Source organism: Halomonas sp. KHS3 (assembly GCF_000830495.1).
GTDB classification, from domain to species: domain Bacteria; phylum Pseudomonadota; class Gammaproteobacteria; order Pseudomonadales; family Halomonadaceae; genus Vreelandella; species Vreelandella titanicae.
Genome location: NZ_JWHY01000002.1, coordinates 486,026 through 502,383, shown reverse-complemented (window position 1 = coordinate 502,383; position 16,358 = coordinate 486,026). Strand labels below are relative to the sequence as shown.

General features: G+C 53.6%; 13 protein-coding genes. 9 read left to right on the top strand and 4 right to left on the bottom strand.

The window, feature by feature from the left end; all coding sequences use genetic code 11:
* Nucleotides 1-31 precede the first annotated feature (31 nt).
* Nucleotides 32-1,477 carry a hypothetical protein gene (locus tag RO22_RS04555; protein WP_041157710.1) on the bottom strand — a complete coding sequence of 482 codons (1,446 nt, stop codon included), beginning with the start codon at nucleotides 1,475-1,477 and terminating at the stop codon, nucleotides 32-34.
* Nucleotides 1,478-1,802: 325 nt separating this feature from the next.
* On the opposite strand from RO22_RS04555, the gene RO22_RS04550 reads away from it, so the two are divergent.
* The 3 genes from RO22_RS04550 to RO22_RS04540 all read left to right on the top strand — a co-directional run bounded on the left by RO22_RS04550 (nucleotide 1,803) and on the right by RO22_RS04540 (nucleotide 6,226).
* Nucleotides 1,803-2,183 carry a septal ring lytic transglycosylase RlpA family protein gene (locus RO22_RS04550; RefSeq protein ID WP_027957199.1) on the top strand — a complete coding sequence of 127 codons (381 nt, stop codon included), beginning with the start codon at nucleotides 1,803-1,805 and terminating at the stop codon, nucleotides 2,181-2,183.
* A 227-nt stretch (nucleotides 2,184-2,410) separates the two neighbouring features.
* Nucleotides 2,411-3,409, top strand: a complete 999-nt coding sequence (locus RO22_RS04545; protein WP_009286888.1) for an NADP-dependent oxidoreductase — start codon at nucleotides 2,411-2,413, stop codon at nucleotides 3,407-3,409.
* 261 nt (nucleotides 3,410-3,670) lie between these two features.
* Nucleotides 3,671-6,226 (top strand): glucose/quinate/shikimate family membrane-bound PQQ-dependent dehydrogenase, encoded by a 2,556-nt coding sequence (locus tag RO22_RS04540; protein ID WP_041157709.1) that lies wholly within the window; start codon nucleotides 3,671-3,673, stop codon nucleotides 6,224-6,226.
* Between the two features lie 93 nt (nucleotides 6,227-6,319).
* On the opposite strand, the gene RO22_RS04535 is transcribed toward RO22_RS04540, so the two are convergent.
* Nucleotides 6,320-8,383 (bottom strand): TonB-dependent receptor family protein, encoded by a 2,064-nt coding sequence (locus RO22_RS04535; protein WP_041157708.1) that lies wholly within the window; start codon nucleotides 8,381-8,383, stop codon nucleotides 6,320-6,322.
* A 155-nt stretch (nucleotides 8,384-8,538) separates the two neighbouring features.
* Between RO22_RS04535 and RO22_RS24035 the strand changes: the two genes are divergently transcribed.
* The 6 genes from RO22_RS24035 to RO22_RS04505 all read left to right on the top strand — a co-directional run bounded on the left by RO22_RS24035 (nucleotide 8,539) and on the right by RO22_RS04505 (nucleotide 13,950).
* On the top strand, nucleotides 8,539-8,712 hold the full coding sequence (locus tag RO22_RS24035; RefSeq protein WP_035538925.1) for a YqaE/Pmp3 family membrane protein: 174 nt from the start codon (nucleotides 8,539-8,541) through the stop codon (nucleotides 8,710-8,712).
* A gap of 192 nt (nucleotides 8,713-8,904) precedes the next feature.
* Complete coding sequence (locus tag RO22_RS04525; protein WP_035538928.1) at nucleotides 8,905-9,882, top strand: GlxA family transcriptional regulator; 978 nt, start codon at nucleotides 8,905-8,907, stop codon at nucleotides 9,880-9,882.
* Nucleotides 9,883-10,065: 183 nt separating this feature from the next.
* A complete protein-coding gene (locus RO22_RS04520) occupies nucleotides 10,066-11,052 on the top strand; it encodes a TRAP transporter substrate-binding protein (RefSeq protein ID WP_027957202.1) in 987 nt (328 codons plus the stop codon).
* Nucleotides 11,053-11,112: 60 nt separating this feature from the next.
* Complete coding sequence (locus RO22_RS04515; RefSeq protein WP_027957203.1) at nucleotides 11,113-11,610, top strand: TRAP transporter small permease; 498 nt, start codon at nucleotides 11,113-11,115, stop codon at nucleotides 11,608-11,610.
* On the top strand, nucleotides 11,607-12,887 hold the full coding sequence (locus RO22_RS04510) for a TRAP transporter large permease (RefSeq protein ID WP_027957204.1): 1,281 nt from the start codon (nucleotides 11,607-11,609) through the stop codon (nucleotides 12,885-12,887). Before RO22_RS04515 ends, RO22_RS04510 begins: the two co-directional genes overlap by 4 nt.
* Before the next feature lie 46 nt (nucleotides 12,888-12,933).
* Nucleotides 12,934-13,950: a proline racemase family protein gene (locus RO22_RS04505; protein WP_022523626.1), complete on the top strand. Its 1,017-nt coding sequence runs from the start codon at nucleotides 12,934-12,936 to the stop codon at nucleotides 13,948-13,950.
* Nucleotides 13,951-13,994: 44 nt separating this feature from the next.
* Here RO22_RS04505 and RO22_RS04500 read toward each other — a convergent pair whose 3' ends face one another.
* Both RO22_RS04500 and RO22_RS04495 read right to left on the bottom strand, forming a co-directional pair.
* Nucleotides 13,995-15,257, bottom strand: a complete 1,263-nt coding sequence (locus RO22_RS04500) for a dicarboxylate/amino acid:cation symporter (RefSeq protein ID WP_035538931.1) — start codon at nucleotides 15,255-15,257, stop codon at nucleotides 13,995-13,997.
* Between the two features lie 63 nt (nucleotides 15,258-15,320).
* A complete protein-coding gene (locus tag RO22_RS04495; RefSeq protein ID WP_027957206.1) occupies nucleotides 15,321-16,265 on the bottom strand; it encodes an AraC family transcriptional regulator in 945 nt (314 codons plus the stop codon).
* Nucleotides 16,266-16,358 lie beyond the last annotated feature (93 nt).

Sequence of the window (16,358 nt, the reverse complement as noted above, 5' to 3'; positions counted from 1 at the left end):
GGCGCTGGGTATTATCGATTAACGCTAACAATTAAAGCTCTGGGGGAATGTCCGTCGGCTCCATGTCGAGGCTTAGTTCAAATAAGCCGCTACCGGTAGCGCTAAACCCGCGTGCGCTTACCGTGTAAGTGCCGGGCAGCAACTGCTCTTGAAGCCGTGAGTCGGTACCTCCCGCGCCGTCGTCATCGCTGGCGACAAAACCCTGACCACTGATCTCAATAAAGGTATCAAAATCGTCAGAGCGCATTTCCAACGTCACTAAAGAGCTCTCTTCTACTTCCAACTGATACGTCAGCGGTTCACCGCTATACCAACCGTTAAGCGCTTCACCAGGGGTAAGCGTGCCTTCATTACGCAGATTAACATCTGGCATATCACGCGGAGCCATGGAGAGCGTAAACATGCCACTGCTCTCGCCATAGGCAGTACGTGCCGTTAGCTGATACTCACCGGGAGCAAGAAAATCAGCGATGCTAGCATCCAGATTGCCGGCACTGTCATCATCTTCGCGGTAGTAACCGTTAGGCCCTTCAAGCACTAGGTAGGAATCGATATCGCTGGAGCGCATCTCAATTTGGTACATGCCTGCTTCTTCTACTTCTACTTGGTAACTAAGCCCCTGGCCACTAAACCAGCCGTTGAGAGAGTCATCGGGAGTGAGCGCTCCATCATTACGCAGCTCACCATCACCCGGTAACTCGTGAGGCTCTACTGAAAGCGTATAAACGCCATTGCCATCATCGTAGGCGCTACGTGCCGTCAGCGTATATTCACCGGGTTCAAGGAAATCAGCGATGCGCGCGTCTAAATCACCGGCGCTGTCGTCGTCTTCGCGGGCGTAACCGTTCGGCCCTTCAATCTCCAGGTAAGCGTCGAAGTCGTCAGAGCGCATTTCCAGTTGGTAGAGGCCTGCCTCTTCTATGTTCAAGGTGATTTCACGGGCATCCCCTTGCAGCCAACTATCGATGGGCTCGCCCACTGCCACTGTGTCAGCATCCGTCAGCTCAACGGTTCGGCTGACAACGGTAAACGGGCCATAACTGTGGGCATCGGCACCGCTAACCACCACTACATAGTCGCCGCTCTCTTCTATACGGTGACGAACGATAGGGGCATTATCGAGCAGCTGTAGCTGATCATCATAAAGCGCCACAACACCTTGCAAGGCTCCGTTGAGAGAAATCTCAACAATCTCATCCTCTTCCAGTGCGATGGCGTAGCGCATGAAGCGGCTGCCATCGTTACCGTTCAGCTCGCTGGCCGAGGTTATTTCGCCACGCATGCGCTCATCAAGCGTGAGCTTTTCAAGGCCAACAATAGCCTCGGCAACGGACGGCTGATCAGTTGTCTCAGCAGTTTCGGCAGGCGCTTCATCGGCGGTTTGCCCCGGTAAGGGAATAATTTGAGCAGCGAGAAAACCAACGGCTGCGCCACCGATCGCCACCAATACAAACGTAAACGAAGAAGATCTAGCCATGAGCGGTTCCTTGTTGAGTCGCAATGACAATCATTAATTAGATAAGTGTCAGTGATTATAAGATGCTTACTCAATTAAAGTGAGCGTTTCATGAAGAATGCTGCTTTGCACAAAGTGCTTTCTCTATTCATTTCATACCTGGGTTGATAAGTCACTGAAACCCAAGGCTACATAAGTAGAGATTTAAAAATCTTGAAATTGAACCTATTTGCATCGATCTTCTCAAAGCTTGCTGACTCGTTGCGACAAGGGTAGTATCGAAAAGCCTATTCAGGCACCTCATCAAGAGTGCGGGATTCGCAACAAGCAAAACCGAGGTACTCCCATGGGAGCCGAAAAACGACTGATCCGAACGATTTGTTTGGCAGCGATAGTGGTAAGTAGCGCTGCTAATAGTGCTTTTGCACATGAAACAGAAACGCAGGAAGGCGTCGCCTCCTTTTACAGTGACCGCTTTCAAGGAGCGACCACTGCCAGTGGAGAGCCCTTTGACCAGCAGGCGTTGACCGCCGCCCACCCGAGTTTGCCGTTTGGCACCAAGGTGTTGGTGACACGCCCGGACACGGGGCAAGAGGTAGAAGTACTGATCAATGATCGTGGCCCTTTCATTCAAGGACGCATTATTGATTTATCTAAACGCGCGGCAGCGAAGCTTGGCATGATTCGCCGCGGTACAGCTCCAGTGATGGTAACGCTGTTGGATTAACGGATAACACATCCTTGGTTGTTGTGTGATACCCATTAGCCTAATCAATGCGACAGCACACGAAGCATCGTTATCTTAAAGTAGTCAACAGACAGGGTGACCAGCAATGGTCACCCTGTTTCTTTATGTGGCTACTTTCCGATACATTAACGAACTTGCAAGCAGGCTAATGGTCTCTATGCTGCAAGGAGTTCGATACACGCCAAGTATTTGCAGGAGATACATCCATGCAGTCACAATTTTACACGCTTACCGATTATCCCAAAGGCCTGCCCGATCGCACGCTCTTCAAGCTAGAAACACAAACCCTACCCGACCTAGCCGAAGGCGAAGTGCGTATTCGCAACCGCTGGCTTTCCGTCGACCCTTATATGAGGGGGCGCATGAGCGGCATTCGCACCTATGTGGAGCCGTTTGAACTCGGCAAACCGATGGAAGGCGGCGCCATTGGCGAAGTCATCGAGACCAATGATTCAAGCTTAAAAGTGGGCGACAAAGTGAGCCATATGGGCGGTTGGCGGGATATTGCCCAACTGCCTGCGCAGGGCGTCACGCCGCTACCCGATATCGATGTTCCCGAACAAGCCTATCTGGGCGTACTCGGTATGCCTGGCATGACCGCCTGGACTGGCCTCAACCTGATTGCCGAATGCAAGCCGAGTGACAATGTGTTGGTTAGCGCGGCTAGCGGTGCCGTAGGCTCCCTGGCAGTGCAGTTGGCCAAAGCCAAAGGTTGTCATGTGGTCGGTATTGCCGGGGCTGCGAATAAGCTGGCCTGGCTTGAATCATTGGGCGTTGAACCGGTTAGCTATCGTGACCGTACCGCACAGGAGTTAAGCGACGCCATTAAGCTCGCCAGCCCCAACGGCATTGATGTGTATTTCGAAAACGTCGGCGGTATCTGCCTAGAAGCAGCATTGAACCAGCTAAATGAAGGTGCGCGGATTGCCGTATGCGGCATGATCGACAGCTACAATGCAAAAGAGCCTACCCCCGGCCCGAGCAATCTCTCTCAGTTGGTAGTGCGCAAGGCCAAAATGCAGGGCTTTATTGTGGCTGACCATTGGGCTAGCTACCCCTATTTCCTGAACGAAGTAGCCCCCCAAGTAGCGGAAGGTAAGCTGGTATATAAAGAGACAGTGAAAGAAGGCCTGGAGAACACCCCCGATGCATTCCTGGCCCTGTTTGACGGCGGCAATACCGGTAAAATGCTGGTCAAGCTATAAACCTCACGCCTTCTGGCTACCCCTACCGCGACATTAACTACCCTGGCGGTAGGGCACCCGCCTTAGAAAAAAACATCAAATCGTTAGACCAATAGCGAATTGATTATTAAAATCATCCACCATAGCGGTGTGTTTTAACCCATCGGCGCCGCCGATGGGTTAAAGCGCGTTGCGGGTTCGCCGCTTGGCACTTATTGCTTGAATTTAGGGTTTAAGCGGCATGCATTAACGTATTAAGTACGTTTCACTAGGGGAAATCTCATGGAAGAAAGCACGCGCGCTCACAGTAAATGGCCAGCTATTATAGTTGGCCTGCTACTATTTATTATCGGCTTGGTGCTTGCTTTTGGCGGCAGCAAGCTCGTCAGCGTAGGCGGCAGCGCCTACTACTTAATTGCCGGGCTTAGCATTATTGCTTGCGGCATTCTATTTGCCCTGCGCAAAGGCGCCGCTCTGTGGCTCTACGCGCTGATTCTTTTTGCCACATTAGTGTGGGCTCTGTGGGAGGTTGGTCTCGACTGGTGGCAGTTAGTGCCTCGCGTTGCCATTCTCTGTTTAATAGGTATTCTGCTGCTCCTGCCCTGGTGGCGTAAGCCACTACACTCAAAAGGCGGCAGTCTGGCGCTTGTTGGCAGCATTACTGCCGCTGTTATCGTGGCCATTGCCAGCCAGTTTAACGATCCCGGTACTATCGAAGGGTCGCTAGCCGCTAACAACCAATCAACGACCGATAGCGTAAACCCTGCCCAAGTGGCGGGCGATGATTGGCCCGCCTATGGCGGCACCAATGCAGGCACCCACTACTCTTCCCTTGATCAAATTACGCCGGAAAACATCGGCGAGCTTGAAGAGGTATGGCGGATTCAAACCGGTGACAAAGCGGGCCCCAATGCGCCCCCGGAGATCACCAATCAAAATACCCCGCTGAAAGTGAATGACAGTCTGTATATCTGTACGTCTCACAGCCGGGCGATGGCACTCTCCCCTGAAACCGGCGAAACCCTCTGGGCATTTGACCCCGAGATCAGCACCATGGGGGCGGATGACTTTTCTGGCTGGGCACATATGACCTGCCGCGGCCTCGCCTACTATGACGCCGCAAACTATTCTACTGACACTAATGACTCTGCAACCGATAGCACAGAAGTGACGAACAGTGACGCTGCCCCGAACAGTGCAACGGCACTCTCTTTTGATATCTTCGATGACAGCGATATTTTCAGTCTGGATCTCTCCTTCTTGTCACTGCTGTTTGGTGTTGAAGAAGAAAACGGCGCCCCGCAGCAACCCATGCTCAGCGAGACCGACGTCATGTGCCCACGCAGGCTCTACCTGCCCACGGCGGATGCACGCTTGATTGCGCTGAACGCCGACACGGGTGAGCGGTGCGCCAGCTTTGGCAATAACGGTGAAATTGATCTCACCAACAATATTGGCGATTTCTCACCAGGCGGTTACTACTCCACCTCCCCTGCAACGGTAACCGAAAATCTGGTTATTCTGGGTGGCCACGTCACCGACAACAGTTCCATTGACGAGCCCTCAGGCGTTATTCGTGCCTTTGATGTGCATACCGGCGAGCTGGTATGGAACTGGGATAGCGGTAATCCCGACGACACCGACCCGCTACCAGAAGGCGAAACCTACACCCGCGGCTCCCCCAACGTATGGGCACCGATCAGCGTTGACGAAGAGCTAGGCCTGGTTTACCTGCCAATGGGTAACGCCACGCCTGACCAGTATGGCGCTGACCGCACCGAGAACGATGAAACCTACAGCGCGGGTCTAGTGGCACTCAACCTGGAAGATGGTCAGGTTGAGTGGGTTTACCAGTTCGTACACCACGACCTATGGGATATGGACTCACCTGCGCAACCGGTACTGATTGACCTAGCCACTAGTGATGGCACCCAGCCCGCGGTTATTCAGCCGACCAAGCAGGGCAGCCTATATGTATTGAACCGTGAAACCGGTGAACCGATTGTGCCCATTGAAGAGGTTCCTGCACCTCAGGGCGCCGTGGAAGGTGACTGGACCGCCGAGACTCAGCCGCGTTCAGCGCTTAACCTGCTGCCACCGCCGCTCACCGAGCGCGACATGTGGGGCGCTTCACCGTTTGATCAAATGATGTGCCGCATTCAGTTCAACTCTTTGCGCTACGAGGGCCAATACACGCCACCTTCGCTGGAAGGCAGTATTGTTTATCCAGGTAATGTCGGTGTAATGAACTGGGGTGGTGTGGCCGTTGATCCCGAGCGCCAAGCGCTCTTCACCGGCGCTAAATACCTGGCGTTTGTGTCTACGTTAATTCCTCGTGAAGAGGTAGAAGAAGGCCAAGGCTCTGCCAGCGAACAGGGTTTACAAGCCAATGAAGGCGCACCTTATGCCGTTGAGCTTGGCCCGCTGCTTTCAGTGCTCGGCCTGCCCTGCCAAGCGCCCTCCTGGGGCGATGTAGCCGGTATCGATCTGCAAAGTAACGAGGTGGTGTGGAAGCACCGCAATGGCACCACACGCGACAGCATGCCGTTTGATCTACCGATTGGCTTGAACGTCGGCGTTCCTGCACTAGGCGGCCCGCTGACGACGGCTGGCGGGGTGTCGTTCTTAAGCGGCACGCTGGATCAGTACCTGCGCGGCTACGACATCACTACTGGCGAAGAGCTGTATAAAGCGCGCCTGCCAGCAGGTGGCCAAGCCACGCCGATGACCTACACCGGCCAGGATGGCCGTCAGTATGTGGTGGTCACGGCGGGTGGACACGGCACCTTTGGCACCAAGATGGGCGATTACGTGATTGGTTACGCTCTGCCTGAGTAAACGGCTAACTTAGCGTTATCACCCACGAGAACGGGCGGCCTCAGCAATAATGAATGAGCGCCGCCCGTTTTTATTTACTTGCAGTATTTCGACTTAAAAGCGTACTTCTAAACCGCCATACACACTGCGCCCCGGAGCAGGTTCATAGAAGCGACCAAAGGTGCCGTTCAAGCGCACGTTGGCGTAGTGCTCTTCATCTAAGAGATTGCGCACGCCCACATACGCATTTAGCCGTGTATCGCTTCCCAACCGCCAACCATCACCCACCCGCAGGTTCACTAGCCAGTAGCTATCGACTTCTGTCTCATTGGCGTTGTCCGCCACCATATCGCCCACGTACTGGGTTTCCAGCGTGGCAAAGCGCTCATCCAGACCCTGCCAAGTGAGTTGATTGACCCAGGTTTGCTCGGGCAGCCCAGGAATGCGATTCCCGCCAAAGCTTTCAGTTGGTGTAGCAAATTGATCAAACTCATAGCTCGCCAGCGTAACGGCGCTATTCAACCGCCATTGGTCGGCCAACTGCCAGCCCAGCGCCAGCTCGATACCGTCGCGGTCGGTGTCGCCTGCGTTTTGGTAGAAGGTGCGACCGCCGTCATCATACGGCACGAGCTCGTCACGCACGCGCACCGAAAATAGCGCCAGATCGTAATCCATGGCCAGTGGTTCAACGTAGCCCCGCAGCCCCACTTCACGATTCCAGGCTTTTTGCGGCGACACCGACGGGTTAAAACCACCGCCCGCCGGATTGGCAAACTCGGAGAACGTAGGCGTTTCAAACGCCGTACCGGTATTGATATAGGCTTGATGCTGCGGACGATAACGGTAACTTAACCCCGCCGAACCGCTCCACTCATTGAAGGTCTGGTCACCGCTTTGATCGCCATCGTCCTGATAGCGATCATCTACTTCTAGCTCCACTCGGTCAAAGCGTGCGCCAAGCGAGAGCGTTACCTGCTCGGTCAGCTCTAAATCGCCCTGGGCAAATACCCCAGCGGAGGTCGCCGTTTGGGTCTCTTCCGCCAGTTGCTCGCCGACCACGCCTTGGCCATTTACATCGTTCCTAAAGCGCTCGTCGTCTTGACGCGCCACATCGACACCGGTGATATAGCTCAGCGGCAGGCTGCCCAAGCTGACTTCATGGTGATACTCAGCACTCGCGCCCAGATAATCACGCTGGTAGCCGATACGGCTATCGCCCACATAGGGCAGTTGCTGCTCAAAATCGCGCTGCGCAACAAAGCCTTTTAAATAGAACTCACCAGGGCCAGCGGATAAATCTTCGTACTGTAAGCCAAGAAGCTGCTGATCTACGTTCTGTCCTGCATCCAACGCCAATGAGTTCGGCGCTGCTTGATCACGGCCACTGGCCACTTCACGCGCGTTCAGCGCGCCAGGATCTTCGGAACGGGGGTTGTCCAGCAGGTTGATAATCGCGGTTAACGCCCGATCACTGCCTAACTCTCTTCGCAGTTTGGCATTCAGCAGGTATTTCTCCGTAGAGCTCTGTTCCCGATAACCATCCACATTGAGTGCCGAGAAGCTCACATGGTGCGACCAATCACCCTGGGCTCCACCGGTTTGTACGACCGCCTTACGGTAGCCATCACTGCCCACCTCGGTTCGCACGCTTGAGCCAGGGTTATCGCGGCCATCGGCGGTGGTCACATCAATTACCCCACCCGCCGCGTTGCCGTAAAGTACCGAAGAGGGCCCACGGATAACTTCGATGCGCTCAGCGCTGTCCAGATCAATGGCATCTAACTGTGCCTGACCATCGGGTAACGTATACGGAATGCCATCCACCATCACGGTAATACCGCGAACGCCAAACGGCGCCCGAGCGCCGAAGCCGCGAATGGAGATTCGCTGGCCTTGGGCAAAGTTATCGCGGTTTTGCAAAAACATGCCAGGCACGCGCACTAACGCCTCATCCAGCCGTGTGCGCTGCTGCCCCTGAGCAATCGCCTCACGGTCGAGCGTTGAAACCGCAGCGGGCGTGGCGTAAAGCTCTCGCGATAGTCGTGGCGCCGTCACTTGAAGTGTGGCCAGCGTGTTGTCAGTTGACGGACTCTCTTGTGCCCAACTCTGGCCATCGCCAAGACAACTTAATAAACAAAAAGACGTGGTGGTTACTTTTAATGGCACTTTGATGAACACGGAGTCCCTCCCAAACAGCGTAGAGCGGAAATAAATGGCGGAATTGAACGATTGCCTACTCGGCTAGTCACAGGGAATTAGCCAAGGCATGGATAAAGTAGGTTGATCGTGCCTACACTTGTACAAGTTACACCAATGAAAGCAAAGGAGGCTTCATGGCGTTTACAGCGACTGATCCAATCAAAATGATTTTTGCCGTAATACTTCCCCCGCTCGGCGTATTTTTTGAGGTCGGTTTTAAAGGGCATTTCTGGCTGAATATTATTCTAACGCTATTTGGCTTCATACCGGGCATCATTCATGCGTTTTATGTGATATTGAAGCACTGATACCCGAGAGCAGTAGATAGCTTTAACTAAACAGGCGCCTCTCTTTAGGGGCGCCTGTTTGGGTTCAAATGGGATCGTTATCGATGACTACTATGCGTATGGATATGCGTAAAGTCCGGCCATGGCACCTTAGGCTGGCTCAGGGCATACTCTAAGGAGTCGTGCCTACCCACCATCAAGAGCCTCCCCCCTATGCCATTGGGCCATCAACCGCCTCTGCGCGTCGGATTTATCCTACTCCCGCTATTTACCATGAATGCCTTTGCAGGGTTCATCGATTCATTGCGCTTGGCTGCCGACAAGGGTGGCCGAAGCCGACAAATCCACTGTAGCTGGCAGATCATGGGCCCCGGTCCAATCACCTCCAGCTGCGGCTTGGAGGCCCACCCACAAACACCATATCGTGAACCGAGTGAATTCACTCATATTGCCGTTTGTGGTGGTAATAATTATCTCAATCCCCACGAAGATCAGGCACTGAGTCAATATCTCAAGGAAGCGCATAGCAAAGGAGTGAAACTTGTCGGTGTATGTACTGGCACGTTTGCTATTGCCCGTGCAGGCCTGCTGAGAGGCCAACGGGTATGTGTGCACTGGAACGTAATCAATGATTTTCGCCAACAGTTTCCCAAAATCGACGCCACTCCCGATCGAATATTTCTGGAATCCGCCAGGGTAATCACTTGTGCAGGCTCGTCAGGTGCAACGGATATGGCCCTGCACCTGATTCATCGCACATGTGGCCCCGAGAAGGCCCAGCAGGCGGTTCGTCACATGATCTTAAACGGCATGCGTACGTCCAACTCTCCACAAACACACTTTTTTGAAGCCATCCATGAAATTCGCGATGAGCGAGTCCGGGTAGCCGTACTCACCATGGAGCAATCGCTGAATACCCGTCTAAGTGCTTGTGACCTGGCCAAGCGGATCAATTTAAGCCCCCGACAGCTTGATCGACTCTTTCGTCAAGAACTGGGAATCACACCTATGCGCTACTTCAAAATCATGCGCCTGCGCTATGCAGACTGGCTACTCCACCATACCGACAGCTCAATTGCCGATATTGCCGCTGACTGCGGTTTCTCCGATGCCGCTCATCTCGCCCGAGACTTTCATACGCATTTCGCTTGTAGCCCAGGCCAGTCACGCCGTCAGGAAAAACGTTTGTAGCTCTTCGTTAGCCGCCTGCTGTCATGATTTTCAAACAGTTACTACGTGCGCAATCCGTCCAAAAAATTCAATTTTCTGTCTCTTTTATTCTATAAATCATGGTGGCGCAGACCTACTCTAGAGACACGTGATCGTAAAGGTCCGTGACATGACTCCCGCAAAAACAACCTCCGGAGCGTCACCATGAAAGCACTTTCCTCCGTACGATATATTGCTTCCTTCGCCCTAGGGCTCGGTTTGGCAGGCCAGGTAGCTGCCGCCGAGCTAGAGCTTCGAGCGGCGACCATTGGAAGCCAGCAAGGCATCCAGATGGCGGGGTTGAATGCCCTAGCCGCACACGTGGCAGAAGCGACCAATAACAGTGCCGACATAAAACTTTTTCATTCTGGTTCACTTGGCGATCAAGTCAGCAATATAGAAGCAATAGATACACGCTTGTTAGATATCGCCACTATTGAAACGCCGATTACTACCATTGATGAAGATATGGGTATTCTTTCACTTCCCTATCTATTTCGAGACAGGGAGCATGTGAGCAATGTCCTGAGCGGTGAAATCGGTCAAGAATTAAAAGACAAGCTTCAAAAGCAAGGCTACCGTGTTATCGGTTTTTATGAAGGAGGTTTCCGTCATATTACCAACAATAGTCATGCCATTGAAAAACCTGAGGATCTTGACGGGTTAAGAATCCGTACCCCTGGCAGCCGCCAGCGTGTCGAGATGTTTAATGCCTATGGCGCTAACGCTTCCCCGCTGCCTTATCCAGAACTTTACTCCGCCCTTCAGACCGGTGTCTTCGATGGCCAAGAAAATCCTCTCGTCGAAGTAGAGGCCAGCCGCTTTTACGAAGTACAGGATTACCTCTCACTCTCTGGGCATGTTTACACCGTCGGCTTCCTGCTGATGAACGAGTCACGTTTCCAGGATCTTGATGCCAGCGTTCAGCAAGCTCTACTCGAGGGTGGCGAACAGGCCTTCGAGGCAACGGTTAACTTTGGAGAACAAGCGGATCAGAGCGTCGTGGAGCTTGTAAAAGAGAACGGCATGGAAGTGAACGAGGTAGACACTGACACCTTCATAGCAGCCTCTCAACCTCTATGGGACTCCTTTACCGAAGGACTGTCACAAGAGGCACGTGACATGGTGCAACGCATCGCCGACCTCCCCTAACGACAGAGCACACTTCCCGGCGGGCACTTCCTGCCCGTCGCTACTCCCGGGAGTACTACCATGCTTGATCGTTTTTTTGAAGCGGTCGCGGCACTGCTGTTGGCTGCCATTACTCTCCTGGCAATAGCGGCAGTGGCTGCGCGCTACATCCTGAATGCCTCGCTATCGTGGAGCGCCGAAGTCTTAGTGGGTCTGCTGGTCTACATTACCTTTTTCTGCGGTTATCTGGCACTCAGGCAAGGCGCTCATCTACGTATTGATGTTATCGCTGCCTTACTTCCCTATCGCGGTCAATGGGTATTGTTCTTTATCAACCAGGCACTGATAGGGCTGGTCTGCGTCATCATGATCGTGTGGGGCTTGGAACAAACACTCACCTTTTCCAACCGTACAACGCTTATGCTAGGTGCACCTCAGTGGCTTTTCTACTCCGCCGTGCCTATCTCCGGCGCGGGCATGTTGCTGGAATTGGTTCGCCAGTGTGTCGTTGCCGCCAAGGCAAAGATACCGCCCTATGAAGCTGCTCGAAGAGCCGCTCTGGAGGAGTCAGAGCTATGATTCTACTCGTCATACTACTTGCACTTCTGGCTCTGATTGGGCTGGCCATGCCAATCGCCTTCGCTTTGACACTTGTTTCTATCGGCGTACTCGCTTTTTCCGGTGTCGATATGCTCGTGCTGGTACAGCGCCTATACCGAGGTACCGAGTCCTTTCCGCTATTGGCTGTTCCGCTGTTCATTCTAGCGGGCCAGATAATGAACCACAGCGGTATTTCAGCACGGCTTGTCGATCTGGCTCGTTCCATGGTGGGGGCCATACGGGGTGGGCTGGCGGCGGTCAATATCTTGACCTCCATGTTCTTTGCAGGCATGAGCGGCACCTCCATGTCAGATACGGCCGCCGTGGGCGGTGTGATGATCCCCCAGATGGTCAAACGGGGTTACTCCGCCCCCTTTACTGCCGCCGTGACTGCCTCCTCCTCCACTATTGGCATCATCATTCCTCCCAGCGTGCCCATGGTGTTATTGAGTGCCTATATGGGACTTTCGACAGGGGCGTTATTTGCTGCCGGTCTAGTCTCAGGGCTACTCATTGCCATAGGACTCATGCTTATGGCGTGGTGGATATCGGTGAAACGCCAATATCCTATCGAAGCTGCATTTTCGATCAGGCAACTGGGCAGTAGCTTGGTCAGTGCATTCCCGGCCCTGCTAATGCCAGTCATCATCCTCGGCGGTATCCTCGGCGGCATTTTCACACCGACCGAAGCCTCCGCCGTGGCAGTCGCTTATGGCATCTTCGCTGGCATGGTGCTTTATCGTTCGCTTTCACTACGTGCGCTTTATCGTGCCCTGGTTGAGAGTGCCGTGTTGACCGGTGCGGTCATGTTTGTGACGGCAGCGGCACATACACTCGGCTACACCTTCACTTACCAAAGTCTCGGGCAGCTAGTTCTCGGGCCGATCGCAGCTCTGGATATGGGCCCCATCGGCTTTCTACTGATTTTGAGCATCGTCTTGATTATTGCCGGTACCTTCCTCGATGGCATCGCGATGATGTTCATAGTGGTGCCACTGTTCCTGCCCAGTGTTCAATTGCTAGGCATAGACCCTCTCCAGTTCGCCATGGTGGTCATTCTTTGCTGGGGTATTGGCCAGCAGACGCCACCGGTCGGGGCCGCCTTGTTTATTACGAGCGTGATTTCACGTGTCGATATCATCCGCATTACCTACGCCAACCTACCGTTCATTGCCGTGATGTTGGCAGTGCTGCTCGCCGTGATTGTCTGGCCTGCTGGCATGGTCATGAGCGTACCCCGCTGGTTTGGTCTTTAACCCAAGACTAATAACCCAACCGCACAGCCCACAGGAAGAAGCAACCATGAAAAACCAACAGTTCCTTGACGTTATCTATACCCATACGGAAGGCGAGCCAACCTGCATCGTGCATGCTGGCATTCCCTACCCGTATGGCAGCAACATTCTATCCAAACGCGCTTATTTGAAAGAGCATCACGACCATGTCCGCACTAGCCTGATGCGTGAGCCCCGCGGCCACCAGCACATGTTTGGTGTTTTTCTAACCCCACCTTCCGATGAGCATCATGACGCTGGCATGCTATGGATGGATGGCGAACAGTTCGTCGACATGTGTGGTCACGGCACCATAGCCCTTTCCATGGCGATGGTTTCTCACCGCTTGGCGCCACCAGCACAAGAAGACGGCATGACACGCATCCGTTTTGAAACTACCGCTGGCACCGTCGTCTCGGAGGTCAAAGCCGATGCCGACAAAGTGCATTGGACTCGCTTTGAAAATGTGCCCGCCTTCGTGATGGAGCAGGACATTCCTGTTGACGTTCCGGGGCTGGGTACACTAAAGGCTGACCTGGTATTTGGTGGCAACTTCTTCGCTATCATTCGCATTCCATCTGACAAGCAACCCATCTGCCCCGAAAATGGCAGTTATTTTTCGATGGCGGGAGAGGCGGTCAAGGCAGAATTGAATAAACGCATGACGATTCGTCACCCCGTACATGCTCACATCAATGGTCTAAATTTCGTTACGTTCTGGCATGAGGGAACGCAGCCAGATTCACTTTACCGCAACGTCCATGTGTTCTCAGGCGGCAAGCTGGATCGCTCGCCTGGTGGCACTGGAACCAGCGCCATGATGGCCATGTTTCACGCACGAAATGAACTGGAAGAGAACAAGGAAATCTACTCGGAAGGCCTGCTGGGAAGCGGCCGTTTCACGGGCAAAATATTGGGTAAAACCGAAATTGGTGGTTATTCTGCCATTCGTCCAAGCGTGCAAGGTACCGCTGAACTGATCGGTTATGCCAAATGGCTGATTGATGAGAGAGACCCCGTGGGTCGCGGCTTTATGATTGGTTAACGCGATCTCCCCCCTAAGTCGTTCTCAGGGGGGAGATAAACGCACTACCCTCTTACTGCCAAGCCCGCGTCTTCGACGGGCTCCTCTTGCAACTCCTCGCCTTCACTACGGGCTATCACGGAGGTGCCGACCAAGTCGCCTGTCACGTTCAGCGCAGTACACCCCATTCCCACCAGTGCATCGATAGCGGTGAGCAACGCGACGGTTTCAATTGGCAGGCCCACCTGAGCAAACACCGTGGCAATCATTATGATACCGGCCCCCGGCACCCCTGCCGTGCCCACCGACACTAGCGTGCCGATCAACACTATTTGCACCATGCTGATGAAATCCAGCGGTGCACCAATCACGTTGGCGGCAAACACCGCCGAGATGGCGATACGAATCGCCGCTCCATCCATATTTAAAGTAGCCCCTAACGGCAGACTAAAACCATAGATGCTTTTGGGAATTCCTAAGCGGTGGGCAGCATTAACCGTTAGCGGTAACGTACCCGAGCTACTCTGGGTAGCAAACGCCGTGGCCATGGGCGTACGGGCTTCGCGAAAAAAGGTGCGCAGCTTCACGCCAAACAGCCGCATGATGCCGCAATAAATCAGCAGTTGGGTTGCCAGGGCGATATAAAGCACAACCACCATATCGCCCAATGAGAGCAGCGTTGCCAAACCCTGCTGACTCACCGTTTCGGCGACAATCGCAAACACGCCGATGGGCACGTAGTGCAATACCCCCGACATTACTTTTAGAGTGACCTCGTTTAGCGCTTCAATCACCCCATAAAGGCGTTCACCCATGGCATGCTGGCGCTCCGACTGGCGCATTTTTAGCAATGCGATGCCAAACACCAGCGCCGTAAAAATAATGCCCAACATGTTGAGTTCGGCAAACGCACCAATAATATTATCCGGCACTATATTCAGCAGCGTATCGACAACGCCTGGATTCTCGGGCACCGAGAAACTGGCACTCTCATCCAACGTCATACCGCTGCCGGGACTAAACAACGTGGCAACCGCTAAGCCCACCATGATCGCCAGCGCTGAAGAAGTAAGGTAATAACCAAACACCTTGCCGCCCACGCGGCCAGCTCTTCCCTCCCGGGACTGATTCACCCCCACCATCAGCGTAAACAGTACAATGGGGACAATCAGAAAAGTAAGCAGCCGTAGCAGCAGGTCACCCAGCGGCGCTAGCCAGGCAGCCACTGCCTCACCACCAATAAGCCCAACGACAACGCCCAGAACAAGCGCAACAGTGACGCGTAAAATCAACGATGCCTGAGCATAGGCCTTCCATATACGAGTCATTTGCGTCCCTACAGATTTGAAGAAGTTGGTAGGTCTAATTTGATAAGCGTACATCACACTCTATTAGTGTGGCACAGCGATATCTACCAGGTGAGTAGGCGGCAATAAATCAAGGCTTGCCTTCATGGTACGCACCTCCTCCGCTGGTGGGCGGCCAAAGAAGCGCTTGAATTCACGACTAAACTGGGAGGGGCTTTCATAGCCCACTCGGCTAGCGGCCGCGGCAGCCGTCAACCCATCACGTATCATTAACAGCCGAGCATGGTGCAAGCGGGTGGATTTAATGTACTGGATAGGTGAGGTCTGGGTGACCGCCTTGAAGTGTACGTGAAAGGCTGGCGCACTCATGCCAGCTTCATTCGCCAGGCTTGCTACTTCCAGCGCATCGGCATAGTTAGCATGAATACGATTGAGCGCCTTAGCAATTTTACCAAATTGCCCATAATGGGAGAGCGCTGTTCGAACACTGCCGCCCTGCTCTCCCGTCAATACCCGATAGCAGATCTCCCTGACAATAAAAGGGGCAAGAATATGCGCATCCGTTGGTGAGGTAAGCGCATTCAATAAACGTAATGTCGCATCTGCCAGCGGCTCTTCCAGCGGGCTTGAAAGCATGCCGCGCGGCGCCTCAAACCCATACTCGCCTGACGCCTCCAACATCGTCACCAATTCGGCGATTACCACCGCATCCAGGCGGATAGCAATACCCAGCATTGGCTCGTCAGGGCTGGCTTCTGTTTCCGAAGTAAACGGCAAGGGTACTGATAGCACCAAATAGCGCTGCGCATCGTAGATATACACCTCATCTCCCAAATAGCCACGCTTTCGGCCTTGGCAGATGATGACGATACTCGGCTCGTAGAGCACAGAGGTGTTTTTAAGCGGGCGGTTAGAACGCATAAAGCGTACGCCATCCAGTAACGACTGGGTATATCCCTCGTGTGGTGCGAGTTGGTATAAGCATTCGACGATATTGCTGTAAACCACAGAATCGCTCTTCAGTGTCATGTTAACCACCTTGGTCATGCGTGCCGCACCTGAACCAACCCTAAGAGCCAATAACACCATAAGAGCAATATACATGCTGTGTTGCTTGCCTCG